Source organism: Micromonospora sp. CNZ280 (assembly GCF_011759515.1).
On record NZ_JAAOYP010000001.1, the window covers coordinates 427,528 to 449,434 of the forward strand.

22 protein-coding genes and 1 riboswitch are annotated in these 21,907 nt (G+C 75.0%); of the genes, 14 read left to right on the forward strand and 8 right to left on the reverse strand.

The window, feature by feature from the left end; all coding sequences use genetic code 11:
• Positions 1-4: 4 nt before the first annotated feature.
• Positions 5-604 carry a copper resistance CopC family protein gene (locus FHX32_RS01985; protein ID WP_486480872.1) on the reverse strand — a complete coding sequence of 200 codons (600 nt, stop codon included), beginning with the start codon at positions 602-604 and terminating at the stop codon, positions 5-7.
• 247 nt (positions 605-851) lie between these two features.
• On the opposite strand from FHX32_RS01985, the gene FHX32_RS01990 reads away from it, so the two are divergent.
• Positions 852-1,502 carry a hypothetical protein gene (locus tag FHX32_RS01990; protein ID WP_167178940.1) on the forward strand — a complete coding sequence of 217 codons (651 nt, stop codon included), beginning with the start codon at positions 852-854 and terminating at the stop codon, positions 1,500-1,502.
• Positions 1,503-1,544: 42 nt separating this feature from the next.
• On the opposite strand, the gene FHX32_RS01995 is transcribed toward FHX32_RS01990, so the two are convergent.
• The 3 genes from FHX32_RS01995 to FHX32_RS02005 all read right to left on the reverse strand — a co-directional run bounded on the left by FHX32_RS01995 (position 1,545) and on the right by FHX32_RS02005 (position 3,477).
• Entirely contained in the window at positions 1,545-2,471 is a 927-nt protein-coding gene (locus FHX32_RS01995) for an NADP-dependent oxidoreductase (protein ID WP_167178942.1), read from the reverse strand.
• Between the two features lie 36 nt (positions 2,472-2,507).
• Positions 2,508-2,837, reverse strand: a complete 330-nt coding sequence (locus FHX32_RS02000; RefSeq protein ID WP_167178944.1) for a hypothetical protein — start codon at positions 2,835-2,837, stop codon at positions 2,508-2,510.
• 100 nt (positions 2,838-2,937) lie between these two features.
• Complete coding sequence (locus tag FHX32_RS02005; protein WP_167178946.1) at positions 2,938-3,477, reverse strand: hypothetical protein; 540 nt, start codon at positions 3,475-3,477, stop codon at positions 2,938-2,940.
• A gap of 266 nt (positions 3,478-3,743) precedes the next feature.
• Here FHX32_RS02005 and FHX32_RS02010 point away from each other — a divergent pair, with 266 nt between their 5' ends.
• From FHX32_RS02010 to FHX32_RS02045, 8 genes are all read left to right on the forward strand, one after another.
• The gene (locus tag FHX32_RS02010) at positions 3,744-4,934 is read left to right on the forward strand and encodes a histidine kinase (RefSeq protein ID WP_167178948.1); all 1,191 of its coding nucleotides are present in this window, start codon (positions 3,744-3,746) and stop codon (positions 4,932-4,934) included.
• 40 nt (positions 4,935-4,974) lie between these two features.
• A complete protein-coding gene (locus tag FHX32_RS02015; protein WP_167178949.1) occupies positions 4,975-5,643 on the forward strand; it encodes a response regulator transcription factor in 669 nt (222 codons plus the stop codon).
• Positions 5,644-5,656: 13 nt separating this feature from the next.
• Positions 5,657-6,949 carry a PucR family transcriptional regulator gene (locus FHX32_RS02020; protein ID WP_486480873.1) on the forward strand — a complete coding sequence of 431 codons (1,293 nt, stop codon included), beginning with the start codon at positions 5,657-5,659 and terminating at the stop codon, positions 6,947-6,949.
• Between the two features lie 79 nt (positions 6,950-7,028).
• A complete protein-coding gene (locus FHX32_RS02025) occupies positions 7,029-8,198 on the forward strand; it encodes an acyltransferase domain-containing protein (protein WP_167178953.1) in 1,170 nt (389 codons plus the stop codon).
• A complete protein-coding gene (locus tag FHX32_RS02030) occupies positions 8,198-9,145 on the forward strand; it encodes a beta-ketoacyl-ACP synthase III (RefSeq protein ID WP_167178955.1) in 948 nt (315 codons plus the stop codon). The genes FHX32_RS02025 and FHX32_RS02030 overlap by 1 nt, the downstream gene beginning before the upstream one ends.
• Before the next feature lie 84 nt (positions 9,146-9,229).
• Positions 9,230-9,469 carry an acyl carrier protein gene (locus FHX32_RS02035; protein ID WP_007072348.1) on the forward strand — a complete coding sequence of 80 codons (240 nt, stop codon included), beginning with the start codon at positions 9,230-9,232 and terminating at the stop codon, positions 9,467-9,469.
• Positions 9,470-9,471: 2 nt separating this feature from the next.
• Complete coding sequence (gene fabF / locus FHX32_RS02040; RefSeq protein WP_167178957.1) at positions 9,472-10,698, forward strand: beta-ketoacyl-ACP synthase II; 1,227 nt, start codon at positions 9,472-9,474, stop codon at positions 10,696-10,698.
• A gap of 21 nt (positions 10,699-10,719) precedes the next feature.
• Positions 10,720-12,144, forward strand: a complete 1,425-nt coding sequence (locus FHX32_RS02045; protein ID WP_167178959.1) for a carboxyl transferase domain-containing protein — start codon at positions 10,720-10,722, stop codon at positions 12,142-12,144.
• Positions 12,145-12,190: 46 nt separating this feature from the next.
• On the opposite strand, the gene FHX32_RS02050 is transcribed toward FHX32_RS02045, so the two are convergent.
• On the reverse strand, positions 12,191-12,409 hold the full coding sequence (locus tag FHX32_RS02050; RefSeq protein WP_167178961.1) for a hypothetical protein: 219 nt from the start codon (positions 12,407-12,409) through the stop codon (positions 12,191-12,193).
• An 87-nt stretch (positions 12,410-12,496) separates the two neighbouring features.
• Here FHX32_RS02050 and FHX32_RS02055 point away from each other — a divergent pair, with 87 nt between their 5' ends.
• Positions 12,497-13,396, forward strand: a complete 900-nt coding sequence (locus tag FHX32_RS02055) for a MerR family transcriptional regulator (RefSeq protein WP_167178963.1) — start codon at positions 12,497-12,499, stop codon at positions 13,394-13,396.
• A 17-nt stretch (positions 13,397-13,413) separates the two neighbouring features.
• On the opposite strand, the gene FHX32_RS02060 is transcribed toward FHX32_RS02055, so the two are convergent.
• Together FHX32_RS02060 and FHX32_RS02065 are read right to left on the reverse strand one after the other, a co-directional pair.
• A complete protein-coding gene (locus FHX32_RS02060; RefSeq protein WP_167178965.1) occupies positions 13,414-15,144 on the reverse strand; it encodes a glycoside hydrolase family 3 N-terminal domain-containing protein in 1,731 nt (576 codons plus the stop codon).
• A gap of 98 nt (positions 15,145-15,242) precedes the next feature.
• Positions 15,243-15,734, reverse strand: coding sequence for a DUF3145 domain-containing protein (locus FHX32_RS02065; RefSeq protein WP_088992547.1), 492 nt, complete (start codon positions 15,732-15,734; stop codon positions 15,243-15,245).
• Positions 15,735-16,044: 310 nt separating this feature from the next.
• Here FHX32_RS02065 and FHX32_RS02070 point away from each other — a divergent pair, with 310 nt between their 5' ends.
• Positions 16,045-16,374, forward strand: a complete 330-nt coding sequence (locus FHX32_RS02070) for a hypothetical protein (protein WP_167178966.1) — start codon at positions 16,045-16,047, stop codon at positions 16,372-16,374.
• 155 nt (positions 16,375-16,529) lie between these two features.
• On the opposite strand, the gene FHX32_RS02075 is transcribed toward FHX32_RS02070, so the two are convergent.
• Complete coding sequence (locus FHX32_RS02075; RefSeq protein ID WP_167178968.1) at positions 16,530-17,234, reverse strand: carbonic anhydrase; 705 nt, start codon at positions 17,232-17,234, stop codon at positions 16,530-16,532.
• 147 nt (positions 17,235-17,381) lie between these two features.
• Here FHX32_RS02075 and FHX32_RS02080 point away from each other — a divergent pair, with 147 nt between their 5' ends.
• The 3 genes from FHX32_RS02080 to FHX32_RS02090 all read left to right on the forward strand — a co-directional run bounded on the left by FHX32_RS02080 (position 17,382) and on the right by FHX32_RS02090 (position 21,622).
• Positions 17,382-18,308, forward strand: a complete 927-nt coding sequence (locus FHX32_RS02080; RefSeq protein WP_167178970.1) for an alpha/beta fold hydrolase — start codon at positions 17,382-17,384, stop codon at positions 18,306-18,308.
• 178 nt (positions 18,309-18,486) lie between these two features.
• Entirely contained in the window at positions 18,487-20,604 is a 2,118-nt protein-coding gene (locus FHX32_RS02085; RefSeq protein ID WP_167178972.1) for an AAA family ATPase, read from the forward strand.
• 100 nt (positions 20,605-20,704) lie between these two features.
• The gene (locus FHX32_RS02090; RefSeq protein ID WP_167178974.1) at positions 20,705-21,622 is read left to right on the forward strand and encodes a cation diffusion facilitator family transporter; all 918 of its coding nucleotides are present in this window, start codon (positions 20,705-20,707) and stop codon (positions 21,620-21,622) included.
• A 153-nt stretch (positions 21,623-21,775) separates the two neighbouring features.
• Positions 21,776-21,907, forward strand: a riboswitch (cyclic di-AMP (ydaO/yuaA leader).

Consider the following 21,907-nt stretch of genomic DNA (forward strand, 5'->3'; position numbering starts at 1 on the left):
GGCGTCAGCCGCGGGCGGAGCGGCGGCGCAGCAGGAGGCCGGCGACCAGGGCGGCGAGCAGCACGGCCCCGCCGAGCGCCCAGAGCCAGCCCCGGCCGCCCGAGTCCGTGCGCTCCTCGGCCGCCGGCACGGCGGAGAGGCTGGCGTCCGCGCTCGACGCGGCCGCCGGTCCGCCCGACGGCGACGCCGGTGGGACGGCGGTGGCCGGGGCGGTGGCCGACGCCGAGGGGTCGGCCGGCGTGCCGGTGGTGAGGGTGAACCGCACCTCGCCGGAGACCGGGTGCCCGTCGCTGGAGGCCACCCGGTAGCCGACGATGTAGAGCCCCGCCCGGCCGGGCTTGAACGGCAGGCGGACCCGGTTGCCGGTGAAGGTCGGCGCGCCGCCCAGCGCGGCCACGTTGTCCGGCCCGGTGACTGTGATCTTCGTCGTGGCCGGGTCCGGCTTGGCCAGGAACCGCAGTTCGATCCGGGCCGGCGCGGTCGCCACCCGGGCGCCGTCGCGCGGATCGCTGCCGGTCAGCGAGTTGTGCGCGGCCGCCGGCGTCGCCGGCAACAGAGACACGCCGAGCGCCACGCCGAACACCGCTGGCCAGGTACGCGCCACACGTGCGACCCTGCCCCCCATGAGCCCCTCCGCAAAGGTACGATCCGCCCGCTGATCAACGGCTGCCGCACATTAGTCGAGCCGAGATCGCAAATAGTTCCAAATACTGTTCCACCAGCTGCAACCGAACGACGTTCCGCGGAGTCTCTGAGGTGGGTCCCGGCCTGTGGCCATGGTCACCTCCGTCCACCAACCACGCGCGTGACCTGCAGCGAAGCCATCCATCGAACGGGGCGAGGAGGCGGCGATGGTCCGACGGATGAGGCGACTGGTCGCGGTACTGGTCGGCGGGCTGGCGGCGACGCTGGTCGCGGCGGCCGCCGCGGGGCCGGCGACGGCCGCTCCGAAGCCCCCGCCCGCCGGCGTGGACATCACCGGCGACGGGCTGGCCGAGCCGCTGCGGCTGCGCGCCGAGTCCCACCCGCAGCACGTGGTCGCCGTCATCGACCAGGTCAACTTCCTGCCCGGCACCGGGCAGAAGACCGGCCCGAAGGCGGCCGACCTCGGTCCGAAGTACACGGTCGTGGTGTTCGCCGGCGACACGCCGAAGCAGACGTACGACCTCTATCCCAAGGCGAAGGGCGGGCCGCGGGTGTTCCGGCCGGCCAAGCAGCCGGACAACCGCAAGACCAACGCGGGCTGGTTCCTCGGCCGACTGTCCATGTCCGAGACGCTGCGCACCGCCGGGGTGCCGCTGGAGCGGGAGTTCGACACGGTCAGCGGCGGCGTCGGTGGCGGCGAGCGGGTGATCCCGGAGGACGCGCTCGACCCGGCCCGGGACATCGACGAGGCGCTCGGCGAGATGCAGCGCCTGCTGCTGCTCAACGGCGCGGTGGTGCTGGTGATCACCCTCGGCCTGGCCGGGATCGCGTTGCTGATCCGCCGCCGCACCAGGTGACCGGCGGCGCGGGCGCCGGCCCCACCCGCGCCCGCGCCGGGGTCAGAGCTCCAGCACCACCTTGCCCCGGACGTGCCCGGACTCCACCAGCCGGTGCGCGTCCGCAGCCTCGGCCAGCGGGAACGTGCGTGCCACGTGGACGGCGAGCCGGCCGGCGTCGACCAGCCCGGCGAGCAGGCTCAGGTCCGCCGTCGACGGCTTGACGAACAGGTAGCTGCCGCCCAACCGGGTGACGTGGTCCGGATCGGCCGTGGAGACCAGCCGGGCCGGCCGCTCCAGCAGCTGGGCCGAGACGTCCAGCGCGTCGCCGCCGAACAGGTCGAGCGCCACGTCCACCCCGTCCGGAGCCACCGCCCGGACCCGGTCCAGCAGGCCGTCGCCGTAGCTGACCGGCTCCGCGCCCAGCGACCGGACGAAGTCGTGGTTGGCTTCGCTCGCCGTGCCGATCACCTTGTGCGCGCCGAGGGCCCGGGCGAGCTGCACGGCCAGGTGGCCGACCCCGCCGGCCGCACCGTGCACCAGGACGGTGTCCCCGCTGCCGGTGCGGACCGACTGGAGGGCCTGGTAGGCGGTGAGCCCGGCGAGCGGCAGCCCGCCCGCCTCGGCCCAGGACGCCTGCACCGGCTTGTCGGCCAGCGTCCGCTCCGGGGCGGGCACGAGTTCGGCGTACGTGCCGTGTTGGATGTCGTCGCGCCGGACGTACCCGATGACCTCGTCGCCCACCGCGAACCCGGTCACCGCGGGGCCGACCGCGGCCACCACGCCGGCCGCGTCCCACCCCGGCACCAGCGGGAAGTGGCTGGGGAAGGCGCCGGCCAGGTGCCCCTCGCGCACCTTCCAGTCGACCGGGTTCACCCCGGCGACGCGTACCCGCACCAGGACCGTGTCCGGGCCGACCGGCGGCTCCGGAAGCTCGCGCACGGCGAGCAGGTCGGCCGGCCCGTACGTGTCGATGGCGATCGCCTTCACGACCACCACGCTAACCGGCGGGACGAGCCCGCGTGGTCAGCACCAACGGTGCGGGGGCCGCTCCCGGCGGAGCGCGCGCCGCGGCGGGCGGACCGGCCCGTGCCGGTGCGCGCCCGCCCAGCCGGGCAGCTCGCTGCGGCAACCCCCGGCGCCGGCCGGCTCCATCTCGCCGGGCGGCGCCGGCTCGACGGCCCGCTGCCGGGGCACCGGCGGATCCTCGTCGGCCCGCTCGGGCTGGCGGCCCGGCTCGACCGGCGGGCCGCCGACCAGCCGGCGGTGGTGCTTGGCGACCGGCTGCGGCTCGTGGTGACCCGGCCGGCAGGGCTCGCCCTGGGCGCAGCCGTGGTCGGCCTCCCCGTGCGCCATCCCGGTCTCCTCACGCTCGCCGTCGCCCGCCGGTGCTGGCCCCGACGTGCCCTGCCACCGTACTGGCCGGGACCGACGAGCCGTGCAGCGCATACCCGGGTCAGCGGCGGGCCCGGCGGGGGAAGATCGTCTCCCAGAGCGGGAAGGCGACCAGCCAGATCACGATGGCGAGGGTGAGCTTGCCGATCCAGTTCGCCAGCTCCCGGGTCCGTTCCGCGTCGTCGACCCAGAGGATCGCGGCGCCGAGCAGTCCGCAGGCGATCGCCCAGCCGACCAGGCCCTTGCCCCACTCCCGCCACTCGTACCGGGTCCGGGCCCAGCCGGCGCGGGGCGGCTTCACCGGCGGCGGGCCACCGGCGAACCGGTGCGCGAACCGCTGGTCGGCCCAACGAACCATCGAGTGGCCGAAGGCCACCGAGAACCCGAGGTAGGCGGCGGCCAGCCCGTGGGTGAACTCGGCGGTCGCGCCGCGCCGGAGATCGACCACGGTCGCCGCGAGCAGCACCAGGTCCACCAGCGGTACGCCGATCAGCAGCGCCGCGCCGAGCCGTGGCCGGCGCAGCGGATAGCGCGCCAGCAGCCCGGCGCCGAGCACCACCCAGAACCCGATCTCACACGCGACGATGACCGTCAGCAGCATCTCCGCCCCTCCCCGTTCCTGCGGTCACCAGCCTCTCCCGGCCGGCGCCCGCCGGCCTCGACGGCGGAGAGGAGATCCGGCTCCATCCTTCGACGGACCCGGACCCGGACCCGGACCGCGCGGCCGGCCGGCGGGCGGCACGGGCCGGGCACAGCCGCCCGCGACGGGCGTGCGGTCGCGCATACCTCCTTCGGGGGACGCGGACCGGCGGGACCTCCTCCACCGGTCGGAGCCCGAGCGGTCCCGGCTGTGGTGGGATCTGTGCCATGCGACCGCCAGCATGGCTCGGGCCCGGCACCCTCGGCCGCGACCTCGCGCTGAGCGGCGGATCGCTGGGCGGCGGTCTGGTCGTCCACGCCCTGAGCACCCGGCCCCAGCTGCCCTGGACCCCGGACGTGCCGGCGGCGCTGTACCTGGTGCCGCTGGTGGCGGTCTGCGTGGCGGTCGGGCTGCGCCGGGTCGCCAGCCGGGCCAGCCTGGCGCTCGGCACCGTGGCGGTGCTGGCCGACCTGGCGCTGGGTGTTTCCCTGGCGACCGTCCTGGTCTACACCCAGGTGATCTACGACGCGTGCGTGTTCGGATCCGCGCGGACCTGGCGCTGGCTGCTGCGGGTCACCGTCGGGCTGAGTGTCCTCGGCGCGGTGCTCGGGGTGGCACTGGCCCGGGACTGGCGCGGGGTGGGGGTCGGGGTGCCGGTGGTGCTGGTCGGGGTGCTGCCGGTGCTCACCGGGATCAGCGTCCGGCAGTACCGGGACCAGGCCGCGGCCGAGCGCGCCCGGGCCGAACAGACAGCCCGGCTCGTCGAGCTGGACCGGCGGCAGGCGGTGAGCGCGGAACGGGCCCGGATGGCCCGGGAGCTGCACGACGTGGTCGCCAACCACCTGAGCGCGGTGGCCATCCACGCCACCGCCGTGCTCTCCGTGCCCGGGCTCGACCGGGACCAGGTCGACCGGGCGCTGCGGGTGATCCGGGAGAACAGCGTGCAGGGGCTGGCCGAGATGCGGCAGATGATCGGCCTGCTCCGGGAGCCGGCGGCGGGCGGACCGGCGGCGGACGCGCCGGACGAGGCGACCCGGGCCCGGCTGAGCGAGGTGGACGGGCTGGTCGACCGGGTTCGCGCCGCCGGGCTGACGGTACGGGTGCAGTGGCACGGAACGCCCCGCGCGCTGCCGGTCGGGGTGGATCTGGCGGCGTACCGGATCGTCCAGGAGTCGCTGACCAACGCCCTCAAGCACGGTGCCGGCCGGGCCGACCTGGTGATCGCGTACGAGCCGGCGGCGGTGGTGGTGAGCGTGACGAACCCGGTGCGCGCCGGCGGTGACTCGCTGACCGGCGCGGGCGCCGGGTTGGTCGGGATGCGCGAGCGGGCCGTGCTGCTGCACGGCCGGTTCGTCGCCGGCCCGGAGGGCGGCAACTGGCGGGTCCGGGCGGAGCTGCCCACGGAGGCGACGCCGTGACCGGTCGTGCCGCCGGACGGCGATCGGACGGGAGGGTGTCATGACTGAGGTGATCCGGGTGCTGCTCGCCGACGACCAGGCGGCGGTCCGGGCCGGGCTGGCGTTGATCCTGGCTGGCGCGCCGGGCGTCGAGGTGGTGGCCGAGGCGGACGACGGCGTCGAGGCCGTCCGGCTCTGCCGGGAGCTCCGCCCCGCCGTGGCGGTGCTGGACGTGCGGATGCCTCGGCTGGACGGCATCTCGGCCACCCGGGCGATCGTCGCCGACCGGCTCGCCGACGTGCTCGTCCTCACCACCTTCGACCTCGACGAGTACGTCTTCGGTGCGCTCCGGGCCGGGGCCGCCGGCTTCCTGCTCAAGGACACCGACGCCGAGGGGCTGGTGGCGGCGGTACGGACGGTCGCCCGCGGCGAGGGGTTCATCGCCCCCGCGGTGACCCGGCGACTGATCACGGCGTTCGCGGCGACCGCTCCGGCCGCCTCCGCCGCCACCCGGGCGGCGGTGGCGGCGCTGACCCCGCGGGAGCGCGACGTGCTGGCGTGCCTCGGGCTGGGTCTGTCCAACCAGCAGATCGCCGACCGGCTGTCGATGGCGGAGAGCACCACCAAGACCCACGTCAGCCGGATCCTCGCGAAGCTCGACCTGCGCAGCCGGGTGCAGGCCGCCATCCTGGCCCAGGAGCTGGGCCTGCCCGCTCCCCCGTCGGCCTGACCGCCGGGGCGGAGTGAAGCACCTGGTCAGGGCATGTCAGGCTGGAGCGGTGAACGAGCCGGGCGGTACCAAGCTGTCGGCCACGCTGCGCCGGATCGAACGCGCGGCGGGGGCGCTGGCCACCGCCAGCGTGGCCCGGATGGACGAGACCCTGCCCTGGTTCCGCACCCTCCCGGCCGACCAGCGTTCCTGGGTCATGCTGGTGGCCCAGGCCGGCGCCCGCTCGCTGGTGCAGTGGCTGCGCGACGGTGGCGGTACCGCCGACAGCACCCAGGAGGTCTCCGACGAGGTCTTCGCCGCCGCGCCGCAGGCGCTGGCCCGGTCGATCAGCCTCCAGCAGACCGTCGCGCTGATCAAGGTGACCATCGACGTGGTCGAGGAACAGGTCTCCCACCTGGCCGCGGAGGGCGAGGAGCAGCAGCTGCGCGAAGCCGTGCTGCGCTTCTCCCGGGAGATCGCGTTCGCCGCCGCCCGGGTGTACGCCCGCGCCGCCGAGTCGCGCGGCGCCTGGGACGCCCGGTTGCAGGCCCTGCTGGTGGACGCGCTGCTGCGCGGCGACTCGCCGGACGTGCTGGCCAGCCGGGCCGCCGCGCTGGGCTGGTCGGACGCGCCGCCGGTGGCGGTGGCGGTGGGCCGCTCCCCCGGCGGCGAGGTCTCCGCCGTCCTGCACACCGTCTACCGGCAGGCGCGGCGGATCGGCGTCGAGGTGATCGGTGGCGTGCACGGCGACCGGCTGGTGATCGTGCTCGGTGGCGCCGCCGACCCGGTGGCCGCCACCGGGAAGCTGCTCAGTGCCTTCGGGGACGGGCCGGTGGTGGTCGGTCCGGCGGTGCCGAGCCTGGACGAGGCCACCGAGTCGGCCCGCGCGGCGTTGGCCGGCTTCCGGGCCGCGCCGGCCTGGCCCACCGCGCCCCGGCCGGTGCCGGCCGGCGACCTGCTACCGGAGCGGGCGCTGGCCGGGGACGCGGAGGCGCGCCGCCGGCTGCGGCACGACGTGTACGCGACGCTGGTACGCGCCGGAGGCGAGCTGCTGGAGACGCTGGACGCCTTCTTCGCCGCCGGCGGGACGCTGGAGAGCGCGGCGCGCGCCCTCTTCGTGCACCCGAACACGGTCCGCTACCGGTTGCGGCGGATCGCCGAGGTCACCGGCTTCTCCCCGCTCGCGCCGCGGGACGCGTTCGCGCTCCGGGTGGCGCTGACGGTGGGCCGGCTCGACCCAGTGGTCCCGGTGGTCCCGAGCCAGACAATGGCCCCGGGGGTTGGTAAAACCTCACAGACGGGTGATGACCACCGCCGATTTTTGTAGGATCCCTCCAAAGGTCCTAGTGTGGTTTGGTGGCGGTCGGCACAGCGCTACCCACGCGTATCCGGGAGAGTCTGTAGACGTGCTCGCCGTACTCTCTCCCGGCCAGGGTTCCCAGAAACCCGGCTTCCTGACTCCCTGGCTCGACCTGCCCGGCGCCGAGGCGCGGCTGCGCTGGTGGTCGGCGCTGGCCGGGGTCGACCTGGTGCACCTCGGCACCGCCGCCGATGCCGACGAGATCAAGGACACCGCCCGCACCCAGCCGCTGCTGGTGGCGGCGGCGCTGCTGGCCGGCGAGCACCTGCCGATGTACGACGTCGCGCTGACCGTCGGGCACAGCGTCGGCGAACTGGGCGCGGCGGCGCTGGCCGGGGTGCTCCCGGCGGAGGCGGCGATCACCCTGGCCGGGGTGCGGGGTCGCGAGATGGCCGCCGCCTGCGCGTTGGAGCCCACCGGGATGGCCGCCGTGCTGGGCGGCGACCCGGACGAGGTGCTCGCCGCGATCGAGGCGCACGGGCTGCACGCCGCCAACCGCAACGGCGCCGGCCAGATCGTCGCCGCCGGCGCGGTGGAGCACCTGGACAAGTTCGCCGCCGAACCTCCGGCCCGGACCCGGGTCATCCGGCTCCAGGTGGCCGGGGCGTTCCACACCCCGTACATGGCGCCGGCCGAGTCGGCGCTGGCCGCGGTGGCCGCCGGGATCACCCCGGCCGACCCGAGCCGGATCCTGCTGTCCAACCTCGACGGCGCCGCGGTCAACCACGGCCGGGAGCTGGTGCAGCGGCTGGTCCGGCAGGTCACCGCGCCGGTCCGCTGGGACCTGTGCATGCGCGCGCTGGCCGACCTCGGGGTGACCGGGGTGATCGAGCTGCCCCCGGCCGGCACGCTGGCCGGTCTGGTCAAGCGCGAACTCAGGGGCGCCGGCGCGCCGGAGATCGTCACCGTGAACACCCCGGACGACCTGCCCGCCGCCCGGGACCTGATCGCCCGGCACGGGATGGCGCCGAGTCACGAGCCGACCATCTCGTTCCGGGTGGTGGTGGCCCCGTCGGCCGGCACCTTCGCGCCCGCCGCGGGCCTCGCCGAGGGCGAGTCGGTCCGGGCCGGCCAGGTCATCGGCCAGGTCACCACCCGGCAGGGGCCGGTCGAGGTGACCGCCCACGACAGCGGCGTGCTCACCGAGTGGCTCGCCCACCACGACGACCCGGTCGCCCCGGGCCAACCGCTCGCCCGCATCGGAGGACAGCACTGATGGCTGCCGGAAGCCGCATCGTCGCCCTGGGCCACTACCAGCCCTCCCGGGTGGTGACCAACGACGAGATCGCCCAGCTCGTGGAGACCAGCGACGAGTGGATCCGGGACCGGGTCGGCATCGTCACCCGGCGGATCGCCGACGGCGAGACGGTGGCCGACATGGCCGCCGCCGCGGCCGGCAAGGCGCTGGCCAACTCGGGGCTGACCGCCGCCGACATCGACCTGGTCGTGGTGGCCACCTGCACGTCGGTGGACCGCAGCCCGAACGTGGCCTGCCGGGTCGCCGCGAAGCTCGGCATCACCGCGCCCGGTGCGTACGACATCAACACCGCGTGCTCCGGGTTCGCGTACGCGCTGGGCACCGTCGACCACGCCATCCGGGCCGGCGCCTCGCGCAACGCCATCGTCATCGGCGCCGAGAAGCTCTCCGAGTTCACCGACTGGACCGACCGCTCCACCTGCATCATCTTCGGCGACGGCGCGGGCGCCGCGGTGGTCACGGCCACCGCCGACGGCGAGCCCGCCGGGGTGGGCCCGGTGGTCTGGGGCTCGGTGCCGGAGAAGAGCGACGCGGTCCGCATCGAGGGCTGGCGGCCGTACATCCAGCAGGAGGGGCAGGCGGTGTTCCGCTGGGCCACCACCGAGCTGGCGCCGCTGGCCCGGCAGGCCTGCGAGCGCGCCGGGGTGGACCCGGCCGAGCTGGCCGCCTTCGTGCCGCACCAGGCCAACGCCCGGATCATCGACGGCATCGCGAAGCGGCTGAACATCCCCGACGCGATCATCGCGAAGGACATCGTCGAGTCCGGCAACACCTCGGCGGCGAGCGTGCCGCTGGCCCTGTCCAAGCTGGTCGAGCGGCGCGAGGTGCCCTCCGGCGCCCCGGTGCTGCTGTTCGGCTTCGGCGGCGGCCTGACCTACGCCGGTCAGGTCGTCCGCTGCCCCTGAAGACCCCTCCGGTGCGCCAGCGCCGGGGAGACGGCCGGCACCGCCGCCGTCGAGTGAACCCCCGATGAGAGGAACCAGACCACAATGACCCGTGACGAGATCACCGCCGGCCTCGCCGAGATCCTCGAGGAGGTTGCCGGGGTGAACCCGGACGACGTGGCCGAGGGGAAGTCCTTCACCGACGACCTGGACGTCGACTCGCTCTCCATGGTGGAGGTCGTGGTGGCGGCCGAGGAGAAGTTCGGCGTCAAGATCCCGGACAACGAGGTGCAGAACCTGAAGACCGTCGGGGACGCCGTCAGCTACATCGAGGCGCAGTCCTGATCATGAGTCGCCCCGACGTCGTCGTCACCGGGCTCGGCGCGACGACCCCGCTCGGCGGGGACGTCGCGTCGACCTGGGACGCCATGGTCGCCGGCCGCTCCGGGGTGGGTCCGCTCACCCAGGAGTGGGCGGCGGAACTGCCCGTCCGGATCGCCGCACAGTTGGCGGTGGAGCCGTCCGAGGTGCTGGAGCGGGTCAAGCTGCGGCGGCTGGACCGGTCCGAGGCCATCGCCATCATCGCGGCGAAGCAGGCCTGGGCGGACGCCGGCCTGGCCGACTCCGGGCTGGACCCGGAGCGGCTGGCGGTCAGCATCGGCTCCGGCATCGGCGGCGCCACCACCCTGCTCGCCCAGGACGACATCCTCGAGTCGTCCGGGCCGCGCCGGGTCTCCCCGCACACCGTGCCGATGCTGATGCCCAACGGCCCGGCCGCCTGGGTCGGGCTGGAACTCGGTGCCAAGGCCGGCGTGCACTCGGTGGCCAGCGCCTGCGCGACCGGTGCGGAGGCGATCGCGCTGGGCCTGGACATCATCCGCGCCGGCCGGGCCGACGTGGTGGTGGCCGGCGGCACCGAGGCGGTCATCCACCCGTTGCCGATCGCCGGGTTCGCCTCGATGCGGGCCATGTCGACCCGCAACGACGAGCCGGAGCGGGCCTCCCGTCCGTGGGACAAGGGCCGGGACGGCTTCGTGCTGGGCGAGGGCGCCGGGGTGGTCGTCCTGGAACGGGCCGACCACGCCGCCGCCCGGGGGGCCCGGGTGTACGCCCGCCTCGCCGGCGCCGGCATCACCTCCGACGCGTACGACATCGTGCAGCCGCATGCCGAGGGCGAGGGCGCGATCCGGGCGATCGCGAAGGCCATCGCCGACGCGGACGTGGCCAAGCGCGACATCGTGCACGTCAACGCCCACGCCACCTCGACACCGGTCGGCGACATGCTGGAGATCGGCGCGCTGCACCAGGCGCTCGGCGACCACCCGGTGCTGTCGGCGACCAAGTCGATGACCGGTCACCTGCTGGGTGCGGCCGGGGCGCTGGAGTCGATCGCCACCATCCTGGCCATCCGGGACGGTGTCGTTCCGCCGACCATCAACCTGGAAGACCCCGACGACGGCCTCACCATGGAGGTGGCCGCCCACAAGGCGCGCCACATGGAGATCCCCGCCGCGTTGAACAACGCGTTCGGTTTCGGGGGCCACAACGTGGCTCTCGTCTTCGCGCGGGCCTGACCCACCGCCCGGGAGGCTGATGTGACCAGCACCGCCGTCGGCGCCGACCCCTCGACAGTGGACCACCGCGACCCCGAGGTGCGGCTGCGGGCGCTCTTCGACGCCGGCACGCTGCGCCTGCTGGCACCCCGGGACACCTCCGGGGTGCTCTGGGCGCGGGGCGAGGTCGAGGGCACGCCGGCCGTCGCGTACGCCACCGATGCCACCCGGATGGGTGGCGCGATGGGCAGCGACGGGTGCCGGCACATCGTCGACGCGATCGACACCGCCGTGCGGGAGCGGGTCCCGGTGCTCGGCCTCTGGCACTCCGGCGGGGCCCGGCTCGCCGAGGGCGTGGTCGCGCTGGACGCGGTCGGTCAGGTCTTCGCCGCCATGGTCCGGGCGTCGGGCCGGGTGCCGCAGATCTCCGTGGTGCTCGGTCCGGCGGCCGGCGGCGCCGCATACGGGCCGGCGCTGACCGACGTCGTGGTGATGAGTGGCGCGGGCCGGATCTTCGTGACCGGTCCCGAGGTGGTCCGCAGCGTCACCGGCGAGCAGGTCGACATGGAGCGCCTCGGCGGCCCCGAGCCGCACGGCCGGCGCTCCGGCGTCGTGCACGTGACGTGCCCGGACGACGGGACCGCGCTGGCCGAGTCGCGCCGGCTCGCCGCGCTGCTGGGCAGCCAGGGCCGGCTCTGCCCGGACGACGTGCCGGCCGAGGGCACGGAGGGCCACGACCTGGCCGCGCAGATGCCGGCCGAGGCCAACCGCGCGTACGACGTCAAGCCGGTGGTCGCGGCGCTGCTCGACGCACCCGGCGTGGAGCTGCACGCCAAGTGGGCGCCGAACATCGTCACCACGCTCGGCCGGTTCGCCGGCCGGACGGTCGGCGTGATCGCCAACAACCCGCTGCGCCTCGGCGGCTGCCTGGACGCCGCCAGCGCCGAGAAGGCGGCCCGGTTCGTGCGGATGTGTGACTCGCTCGGGGTGCCGCTGATCGTGCTGGTCGACGTCCCCGGCTACCTGCCCGGCCTGGGCCAGGAGTGGGACGGCGTGGTCCGGCGCGGCGCGAAGCTGCTGCACGCCTTCGCCGAGGCGGTGGTGCCGCGGGTGACCCTGGTGACCCGCAAGGCGTACGGCGGGGCGTACATCGCGATGAACTCCCGCTCGCTCGGCGCGTCCGCGGTCTTCGCCTGGCCGAACGCGGAGGTCGCGGTGATGGGCGCCAGCGCGGCGGTGAACATCCTGCACCGCAAACGGCTGGCCGCCGCCCCCGCCGACGAGCGGGAGGCGCTGCGCGCCAAGCTGATCGAGGAGCAGGTCCGGGTCGCCGGCGGGGTCAACCGGGCGCTGGAGATCGGCGTGGTGGACGACGTGATCAAGCCGGCGGAGACCCGGCGCCGGATCGCCGAGGCGCTCGCCGGCACGCCGGCCGCCCGGGGCGCGCACGGCAACATCCCGCTGTAGCGGCGGCCGATCCCCGACCGCCACCCGTACGGTCGCCCGCGATCACTCAGCCCCGGTTGCGCGGGTGGCGCTTGGCGGTGCGCTCGTTGCCCCGGCGGTAGTTGCCGGTCCACCGCGCCATCACCAGCTGCGGGTCGTCCTCCACCTCGGCGAGGAACTCCGCGGCCCGACCGCCCCGCAGGGTGCCGGCCACCCGCCCGTGATGGGTGATCACCACCGTGCCGTCGGCCCGCTGCACGTACCCGAAACCCTGCGCTGTTCCCATGCCGGCGAGGCTGCCAGCTGCCGCCCACCACCGCGAACGGTTTTCCGGGTTGACTCTCCAGCGGCTGGAGACAGGAGGCTGACCGACGTGGACGACCGCACCGAACTGTTCACCATCGGGCAGCTCGCCCGCCGGACCGGCCTGTCGGTCCGGACCATCCGCTTCTGGTCCGACCTCGACCTGCTGCCGCCGACCGGCCGTTCGCCGGGCGGCTACCGGCTCTACGACGCGGCCGCCGTGGCCCGGCTGGAGCTGCTGCGCACCCTGCGTGAGCTGGGCATCGGCCTGGACGACGCGCGCCGGATCGTGGACCGGCAGAGCACCGTCCGGGACGTGGCGCGGGCACACGCCCGGGCGCTGGACGCGGAGATCCGGACGTTGCGGCTGCGCCGGGCGGTGCTGCGGTCGGTCACCCGACGTGGCAGTACGACCGAGGAGTTGAGACTCGTGAACGACCTGGCCCGGCTCTCCGCGCGGGAGCGGCAGCAGATCATCGACGACTTCGTGGCCGAGGTGTTCGCCGGCGTCGACGGCCCGGCCGCCGGGCTGGCGCAGGCCATGCGGGCGCTGCCCGCCGACCTGCCGGACGAGCCGAGCGACGAGGAGGTGGACGCCTGGCTGGAGCTGGCCGAGCTGGTGGCCGACCCGGACTTCCGCCGCCGGGTACGCCAGATGGCGGTGGCCGGGGCGGGCGACGCGACGCCACCCCCGCCGGAACCGATGACGAAGCTGGAGCTGGCGCGTGCCGCGCTGGCCGCCGGCACCGATCCGGCCTCGCCCGAGGGGCGGGCGGTGCTGGACCAGATGGTGGACCCGAGGCTCACTCCGGAGCAACGCCGGGCGCTGGCCGATTCGATCGCCGCCTTCACCGACCGGCGGGTGGAGCGGTACTGGCAGCTGATCGGCGTGCTCAACCGCCGGCCGCCGTTCGAGCCGGCGGTGCCGGCCGTGGAGTGGCTGGTCGCCGCCCTCCGCGCGGCCGGCTGAGCCGACGTCGTGCCCGGTCAGGCGGCGCAGGTGGTGGCGGGCAGGCCGGGCACCTTGACCGGGGACCGGCCGGACGGCTGCGCCTTGCCGGCCAGCACCCCGGCGAGCGCGGTCATCGACGCCCGGCTGGACGAGTAGGTCGCCAGCAGCGTCGGCGACTTCGCGCTCCCCAGCACGTACGGGGTGTCCATGGCGACCGTGACGGCGGCGTCGGCGCGCAGGTCGCCGGCGCCGTCGCCGTAGCCGACCAGGTGCACCACCGTCCCGCCGCTCGGCACCACCTTCACCCCGGCCGCGGTCAGCGCCTCGGTCAGCGCCGCCCGGGTGTGGTTCCGGCCGCCGGAGGAGGTCACCGTCACCGGGCCGCGGACGCCGCCGCCGCAGCTGCCGCGCAGCACCGTCACCGCCGCCGCGGCCAACCGCTGCGCCGCCTCCCGGTGGGCCGGGGCGGCCAGCGTGGACAGCTCGGGAGCGGGCCGGTCGGCCAGCTTGAACTTCATGGTCAGCACCCGGGTGGCCGCGTCGACCAGACGGGTCCGGGGCAGCGAGCCGTCGCGGAGCGCGGCGAGCAGCCCGTCGTACGCCTGGCCGACGTGCGGCGGCATCAGGATCAGGTCGTTACCTGCCTTGAGCGCCCGCACCGCAGCCTCCCCCGGCGACCAGCGCTTGGCCGGCGCCATGTTCATCCCATCGGTGATCACCACGCCCTGGAAGCCGAGCTGGCCGCGGAGCACCTCGGTGAGCAGCTTGTGGGAGAAGGTGGCCGGGGTGCCCGGGTCGACCGACCGTACGTCGAGGTGGGCGGACATCACGGCCATCGCGCCCGCGTCGATGCCGGCGGTGAACGGCGGCCACGCCCCGGCGGCGAGCGCCGCCCGGGACTGGTCGAGCACCGGCAGGTCCTTGTGCGAGTCGGCGGCGCTGTGGCCGTGCCCCGGGAAGTGCTTGACGGTGGCCGCCACGCCCGCGCCCTGCAGGCCGCGCACCGCGCCGCCGACCTGCGCCGCGGCCCGCTGCGGATCGGCCCCGAAGGACCGGGAGCCGATCACCGTGCTGCGGGCGGCGAGCACGTCGGCGACCGGGGCGAAGTCCAGGTTGACGCCCATCGCGGCGAGTTCGGTGCCGGCGGCCCGCCAGGCGGCCTCGGTCAGCGCCGGGTCGCCGGCCGCGCCGGCGGCCAGCGCGCTGGGCAGCAGGGTGACCCCGTCGGTGATCCGGGTGACCACGCCGTGCTCCTGGTCGGTGCCGATCAGGAACGGGGCCGCCCCGGTGGGCAGCTCGCCGGCGGCGGCGCGCAGCCCGGTGGTCAGCTCGCGGACCTGCTTCGGGTTGTCGACGTTGGTGGTCTCCTGGTTGCCGCTGGTCGGGTCGTCGGCGCTGAAGCCGACCAGGATCAGCCCGCCGAGCCGGTACTTCGTGACCATCTCGGCCGGGGTGTCCACCCCGGCGAGGGCCCGGTTGCCGGCCGCCGAGCCGGGTGAGACCTTGGTCGCCGCGTCCCCGTACGCGTAGGGCATCAGCACCTGGCCGACCAGGTCCTCGTCGGCGAGCGTGCCGACCAGGGCGGCGGCCCGGGCGGCGGGGTCGCCGGTGGGGGTGGTGGTCGGGGTCGCCGCCGGCGCGGAGCCGCTCGCCGCCGGGGTGGAGCGTGGGCGGTCCGGCTTGTCCGCGCAGCCGGAGAGAAGCAGTGCGGTCAGTGCGGCGAGCGCGACGCCGGCACGTCGCGGAGATATCGACACGCGAGCCATCCCACCAGTTCGACGCTTATCGGGGCAACCCGACCTTACGCGCGCCGACCCGCCGGGTGCCGCCGCGCCGGGGCGCGGCCACCCGGCGCACGCGGCGGTCAGCCGACCCGGGTGAGCAGGGTCACCGGTGCGCCGTCCCCGGCGTAGCGGTAGGGCTCCAGTTCGGCGTCCCAGGCGGTGCCGAGGGCCTTGTCCAGCGCGTGCGCCAGCGCCTCCGGCGCCCGGGCGCCGGCCATGATGCTGCGCAGCCGGTCCTCGCCGAGCTGGATGTCACCGGCCGCGCCGACCGTGGCCCGGAACAGCCCGCGGCCCGGTACGTACATGAAGCGCTCGCCGTCGGCGCCGGGACTCGGCTCCTCGGTGACCTCGAAACGGATCATGGGCCACTGCCGGAGGGCAGCAGCCAGTTCGGCGCCCGTCCCCGGACGACCGGTCCACCCGCACTCGGCCCGGCGGGCGCCGGGATCGACGGGCTGAGCCGTCCACTGCAGGTCGACCGGCGCGGCAAGGACGCGCGCGATCGCCCACTCGACGTGTGAGCACACGGCGAGCGGGGTCGAGTGGACGTATACGACGCCACGCGTTGGCACGGTGACCTCCCGGAGAGCGAGGTGCGTCTTCCCCTACGACCTCACGCCCGAGTGGCTACTGGAACACATGATGACTGGTGTGACGGATGGTGCGCCACCGAATCGGAAAATTCGCCGGCCGGAATAGCCGGACGGGTGACCGCGGTTGAGCCTCTCGAACGCGATGACCAGCCAGGGATCGTGGTCGTGTACAGTTCCATCGGCGGCCTGTGCCGCGCACATCTTCCGCGGGCCGACGCCCCCTTCCGGGCATCACCCGCACAGCCCCCGGACGTTCCGTCCTCCCGTACGTCTTGCAAGGAGTACCTCCGTGGCGAGCAACACCTCTAAGACCGCGCGCGCGTCCGTCCGGGCCGGCCAGGCTGGCCAGGGTGGCGCCCTCAGCGTGCTGGGCGAGTTCAAGTACGTCATCCCGCTCAACGGCGGCAAGCACGCCTACGTGCGGAACCTGACCAACGGCAAGACCGCGCACCTGCGCACCGACTCCGATGCCTTCATCGAGGAGATCCGGGTGCTGGCCGCGGCCGGCCACGCCGCCAAGATCCGGGCCGAGCTGAACACCCTCAACGCCGCCCACCCGGGCGACGGCTGGGACGCCACCGAGAAGCGCCTCGTCGAGGCAGGCGTCTTCGAGGCCTGAGCCTCCCCGAGCACCATCCGGAAACGCCCGTCGGGACCCCCCCCCGACGGGCGTTTCCGCATTCCCCACCCTCTGCGCACCTTGATCATGAAGTTGTTGCGACCCGCACCGGCGTGTCGCCGCAACAACTTCATGATCAGCAGGGGCCGGGCCGGTCAGGGGGCGGGGTTGAGGAGGGTGACCTGGGCGGTGGAGAGGTCGTAGAGGGCGCCGACGACGTTTACCCGGCCGGCGGCGACGGGGGCGGACAGCAGGGGGTCGGCGCGCAGGGCGGCCACCGTGCGGAGCACGTGCCGGCGGATCGCCATCGGGTGCGCGCCCGGACCGTCGACGCCCACCTCGTGCACCGCGGGGGCGATCTGGTCGACCAGGTGGGCCAGCGAGCCGCCCGGCCGCCGCCCGCCGCGCACCGCGTCCAGCGCCGAGGCGACCGCTCCGCACCGCTCGTGCCCGAGCACCATCACCAGCGGTACGCCCAGCTCGTCGACGACGTACTCGATCGAGCCGAGCACCGCGCGGTCCAACACGTGCCCGCCGGTACGGATCACGCAGATCGAGCCGAAGGTCTGGTCGAAGATCGCCTCCAGCGGCACCCGCGAGTCGATGCAGCCCAGCACCACCGCGTACGGCTGCTGGTCGCCGGAGGCGCTGGCCGCCGCGGCCGTCACGTCGTGCCCGTGGATCGGCTGGCCGCTGACGAACCGCCGGTTGCCGGCCAGCAGTTCGGCCAGCGCGGCGCGCGGCGTGCCGCCGGCCGGACGGCCGTCCGGCGAGGCACCACCGGCACCACCGAAACCACCGGCACCACCGGCACCACCGGCACCACCGGCACCGGTCGGGGTTGCCCGCGGGGAGCGCATGTCCCCCAGCTTGCTCGGGCCCGCCGCCCGGCGGTGCCCGGTTGTGAATCTTCTTTCTGGGCGGTTGGCGTGGTGTCATGGCGGGTAGCCGGTGTTACCACCGGGTATCCCCGGTGTTGCGGATCCGTGCGGCCCGGGGAGGTGGCGATGCCGGAGCAGCTCGACCTACGTCTGTCCGACGACGTACGCCTGCACGTGGAGTGCACCGGGCCGGCCGACGCCGAGGTCACCGTGGTGCTGCTGCACGGCTGGACGCTGGACGGACGCAGCTGGCACCGGCAGCTCGCCGCGCTGCGCGACGCCACCGCCGGGTCGGTGCGGGTGGTCACCTACGACGCCCGCGGGCACGGCCGGTCCAGCTGCATGGCGCTGCCGACGGCCACTCTGGCCCAGCTCGGCGACGACCTGGCCGCGGTGCTGGCCGAGGTGGCCCCGACCGGCCGGGTGGTGCTGGCGGGGCACTCGATGGGCGGCATGACGGTGATGGAGTACGCCCACCGGCACCCCGAGCACTTCGCCGCCCGCGTCGCCGGGCTGGTCTTCGTCGCCACCACCGCCGAGGGGCACACGCACACCGTCTACGGCCTGTCGCCCCGGATCGCCCGGTTGATCCGGTTGGCCGAGACCACCGGGGCCGGCGTACTGGCCCGCTGCGGGTCCTGGCGGCCGCCGCGGGCATTGCTGCGCGCGTTGCGTCCCAGCATCCGCTGGATGCTCTTCGGTGACCGCTGCGATCCGTCCGACATCCGCCTGGTCACCTCGGCGGTGGCGCGCGCCTCGCTGCGCTCGATCGGCGGCTTCCGCGCCTCCATCGGGGCGCAGCACCGGCTGGAGACCCTCGCCGCGCTCGGCCACCTGCCGGCCGCCGCGCTGGTCGGCGACCGGGACCGGCTCACCCCGCCGCCGTGCGCCGAGTCGATCGCCGGGGCGCTGCCCGCCACCGACCTGACCGTCTGCCCCGGCGCCGGGCACATGCTGATGATGGAACGGCCGGAGGAGGTCAACGCCGCCCTGCTCGGGGTGGTCCAGCAGGTCACGCAACGGCCGGCGGCGCCGACGGCGCCAGCCGGCTGAGCCCGGCCGGCGGGTCACCCGGTCCGGGCCGGGTGGGCGGCCGACGGGTCGCCGGGGTCACGGATCGCGTACGCCGCGGCCGCCGGTCACGGCGCTGCCGTACCCTCACCCGGTCAGCCCCGGCGCGCGGCCGCACGCCCCGTCGCGGCCGTCCACCGCCGTCGGAGGAGTGCGAGCGTTGACCGACCAGACCACCCTGGAACAGGAGATCGCCGTCGAACAGCGGCATCTCGACCGGGTGTACGCCCGACTGGCGGAACTGCGCCGGTCAGCGGTCCGCGCCGAGCGGGAGGGCTACCGGCTCGCCCGGGTGGGCAACTTCGGCGCGCTGGTGGAACGGGACGCGATGGTCTTCCACGCCGCGCAGCGCCGGCACGTGCTGGACGCCGAGCACGAGGGGCTGGTCTTCGGCCGGCTCGACCTGCGTGACCGCCAGGTGCTGCACGTCGGGCGGCTGGGCATCCGGGACGAGAACGCCGCCATCCTGGTGGTCGACTGGCGGGCCCCGGCCGCCGCCGCCTTCTACCGGGCCACCCCGGCGCAGCCGTTGAACGTGGTCCGCCGTCGAATGATCCAGTCGTCCGGCGAGCGGGTCACCCGGATCGAGGACGACCTGCTCGATCCGGCCGCCGCGCCGGCCGACATGGCGGTGGTCGGCGACGGGGCGCTGCTCGCCACCCTCTCCAAGGCCACCGGCCGGGGCATGCGCGACATCGTCGCCACCATCCAGCGGGAGCAGGACGAGGCGATCCGCTCCCCCGGCTCCGGCGTGACGATCGTGTCCGGCGGCCCGGGCACCGGGAAGACGGCGGTGGCCCTGCATCGCGCCGCGTACCTGCTCTACTCCGACCGCAGCCGGTACGCCGGCGGCGGGATCCTGGTGGTCGGCCCGTCCACGGTCTTCGTCGAGTACATCGCCTCGGTGCTGCCGTCGCTGGGCGAGGACACCGCCACCCTGCGCTCGCTGGGCAGTCTCTTCCCCGGGATGACCGCCACCCGCACCGACCCGCCGGAGGTGGCGGCGGTGAAGGGCTCGCTACGGATGCGCCGGGTGCTGGAGCGGGCGGTCCGGGACGCGGTGCCGGACGAACCGGCCGAGCTGCGGCTGCTCTACCGGGGCGAGCTGCTCCGGCTGGAGCGGGCCGAGTTGGACGCGATCCGGGACCGCGCGCTGCCCCGGGGCGCCCGCCGCAACGAGGTGCGCCGGGCCGGCTTCGACGGCGTCTTCGCCGCGCTCTGGGCGCAGGCCCGCCGGCTGAACATCGGCCGGCTGCCGGAGCAGCGCGCCTTCGAGGACGAGCTGGCCGACCGCCCGGAGTTCCGGGAGTTCCTCAAGGCCTGGTGGCCCCGGCTGCACCCGCGGCACGTGCTCGGCTGGCTGGCCGACCCGCAGCGGCTGCGCCGGTACGCCGGCGGCATCCTCTCCGGCCGGGAGATCCGGCTGCTCACGGCCGCGTACCGGACGCTGGACAGCGAGGGGCTGACCATCGCCGACGTCGCGCTGCTGGACGAGCTGGACGCGCTGCTGGGCAAGCCGGTGCGCCCGGCCCGGCCGAAGCGGGACCCGTTCCAGCTGGCCGGCGGGATCCGTGAGCTGAGCACCTTCGCCGACCGGCAGCGGGCCACCCGCGAGGCGGCCCGGCAGCGCCCGGAGGATTACCGGGAGTACGCCCATGTGGTGGTCGACGAGTCGCAGGACGTCTCGCCGATGCAGTGGCGCATGATCGGCCGGCGGGGTCGGCTGGCGTCCTGGACGGTGGTCGGCGATCCGGCGCAGACGGCGTGGACCGGCGACCCGGAGGAGCTGACCCGGGCCCGGGACCAGGCGCTGGGCCGGCGCAAGCGGCACCGGTTCACGCTCACCACCAACTACCGCAACTCGGCGGAGATCTTCGCGGTGGCGGCGGCCGAGATCCGCCGGCTCTATCCCGATCTGCCGCTGCCCACCGCGGTCCGCTCCACCGGGGTCGACCCGGTCGAGCTGGTGGTGCCGGCCGCGGAGCTGGAGACCGCCGTGGTGGAGGCGGCCTCCGCGCTGCTCGCCGGGGTGGAGGGGACGGTCGGCGTGATCACGCCGGTGCCGCGCCGGGCCGAGGTCGCCGGCTGGCTGGGCGGGCTGGGCACGCCCCGGCTCCAGGTGGTGACCAGCCTGGAGGCCAAGGGCATGGAGTACGACGGGGTGGTGCTGGTCGGGCCGAGCGAGATCCGCGCCGACCCGGGCTCCGGCGTACGCACCCTGTACGTGGCGCTCTCCCGGGCCACCCAGCGGCTGACCACCATCGACCCGACCGCCTGACCCGGGATCCCGGGCCGGTGACGGTCGCCCCGACAGTTGCATACATAGCGATGTGAGCATATATTTGACCGGGTCCGGACGGGCGGCGGAGGGTGTTCGCGTGGGCGCAGGTCATGACCACCACCACGGGTCGGCGGTGAACGCGGCCCACCACCACCGGAGCCGGCTCTGGGCCGCTTTCGGCCTGCTCACCGCGCTGATGGTGGTGGAGGCGGTGGCCGCTTTCCGGACCGGCTCGCTGGCCCTGCTCTCCGACGCCGGGCACATGTTCACCGACGTGCTCGGCATCGGGATGGCCCTCGCCGCGATCGCCGCCACCCGGCGGGCGAGCGGCGACCCGCAGCGCACCTTCGGGCTCTACCGGCTGGAGGTGCTGGCCGCGCTGGCCAACGCCGTGCTGCTCTCCGGCGTCGCGGTCTACGTGGTGGTCGAGGCGGTACGCCGGTTCGGCGACCCGCCCGAGGTGCTGGCCGGCCCGATGCTGGTGGTGGCCGTCCTCGGCCTGCTCGCCAACGTGGCCGCGTTCGCGCTGCTGCGCTCCGGCGCCCGGGAGAGCATCAACGTGCGCGGGGCGTACCTGGAGGTGCTCGGTGACCTGCTCGGTTCGCTCGGCGTGATCGGGGCGGCGCTGTTGATCGCGGTCACCGACTGGTGGTGGGCGGACCCGCTGGTGGCGGTCGGCATCGGCCTGTTCATCCTGCCCCGCACCTGGCGGCTCGGGCGGGCCGCGCTGCGCATCCTGGTGCAGGCCGCCCCGGAGCACCTCCAGGTCACCGCGGTGCACGACCGGCTGGCCGCGGTGCCCGGCGTGGCCGGCGTACACGACCTGCACGTCTGGACGCTCACCTCGGGCATGGAGGTGGCCTCGGCGCACCTGACCATGGCACCCGGCGCGGACGTCGGCCGGGTGCTCGCGGCCGCGCGCACCGCCCTGCACGAGGACTTCCGGATCGAGCACGCGACGTTGCAGATCGAGCCGGGAGCGGCGCCTGGGGTCTGCGGGTCGGTTGAGTGGTAATGAGCACAACCTTAAATCTGGGTGTGTATTGTGCGCTTATGCCGGACTTTCCAGTGACCACACAGACACCGTCAGTCACATTCGCTGCACGGGTCACAGTGGCACCGGTAGGCTCGGTTCCGGCCTCCGCCAGGCGGCACGCACCGGTGCCGGCGGTGGCCGCCGCCTAATCGCCCGACGAGGCGAGCCGGGGAACCATGTACCTGGGGTGCATCCGCGTCAGCGGTAGGGATCTTCCGTCCCGAACCCGTCAGCTAACCCGGTCGGCGGCTGACGGAAGGACAC

Bases quoted from the DNA above. Each gene is read 5' to 3' on its own strand.
- FHX32_RS01990 (WP_167178940.1), top strand. From the start codon at position 852: ATGGTCCGACGGATGAGGCGACTGGTCGCGGTACTGGTCGGCGGGCTG.
- FHX32_RS02000 (WP_167178944.1), bottom strand. From the start codon at position 2,837: ATGGCGCACGGGGAGGCCGACCACGGCTGCGCCCAGGGCGAGCCCTGC.
- FHX32_RS02005 (WP_167178946.1), bottom strand. From the start codon at position 3,477: ATGCTGCTGACGGTCATCGTCGCGTGTGAGATCGGGTTCTGGGTGGTG.
- FHX32_RS02010 (WP_167178948.1), top strand. From the start codon at position 3,744: ATGCGACCGCCAGCATGGCTCGGGCCCGGCACCCTCGGCCGCGACCTC.
- FHX32_RS02015 (WP_167178949.1), top strand. From the start codon at position 4,975: ATGACTGAGGTGATCCGGGTGCTGCTCGCCGACGACCAGGCGGCGGTC.
- FHX32_RS02030 (WP_167178955.1), top strand. From the start codon at position 8,198: ATGGCTGCCGGAAGCCGCATCGTCGCCCTGGGCCACTACCAGCCCTCC.
- FHX32_RS02035 (WP_007072348.1), top strand. From the start codon at position 9,230: ATGACCCGTGACGAGATCACCGCCGGCCTCGCCGAGATCCTCGAGGAG.
- fabF (WP_167178957.1), top strand. From the start codon at position 9,472: ATGAGTCGCCCCGACGTCGTCGTCACCGGGCTCGGCGCGACGACCCCG.
- FHX32_RS02050 (WP_167178961.1), bottom strand. From the start codon at position 12,409: ATGGGAACAGCGCAGGGTTTCGGGTACGTGCAGCGGGCCGACGGCACG.
- FHX32_RS02060 (WP_167178965.1), bottom strand. From the start codon at position 15,144: ATGGCTCGCGTGTCGATATCTCCGCGACGTGCCGGCGTCGCGCTCGCC.
- FHX32_RS02075 (WP_167178968.1), bottom strand. From the start codon at position 17,234: ATGCGCTCCCCGCGGGCAACCCCGACCGGTGCCGGTGGTGCCGGTGGT.
- FHX32_RS02080 (WP_167178970.1), top strand. From the start codon at position 17,382: ATGCCGGAGCAGCTCGACCTACGTCTGTCCGACGACGTACGCCTGCAC.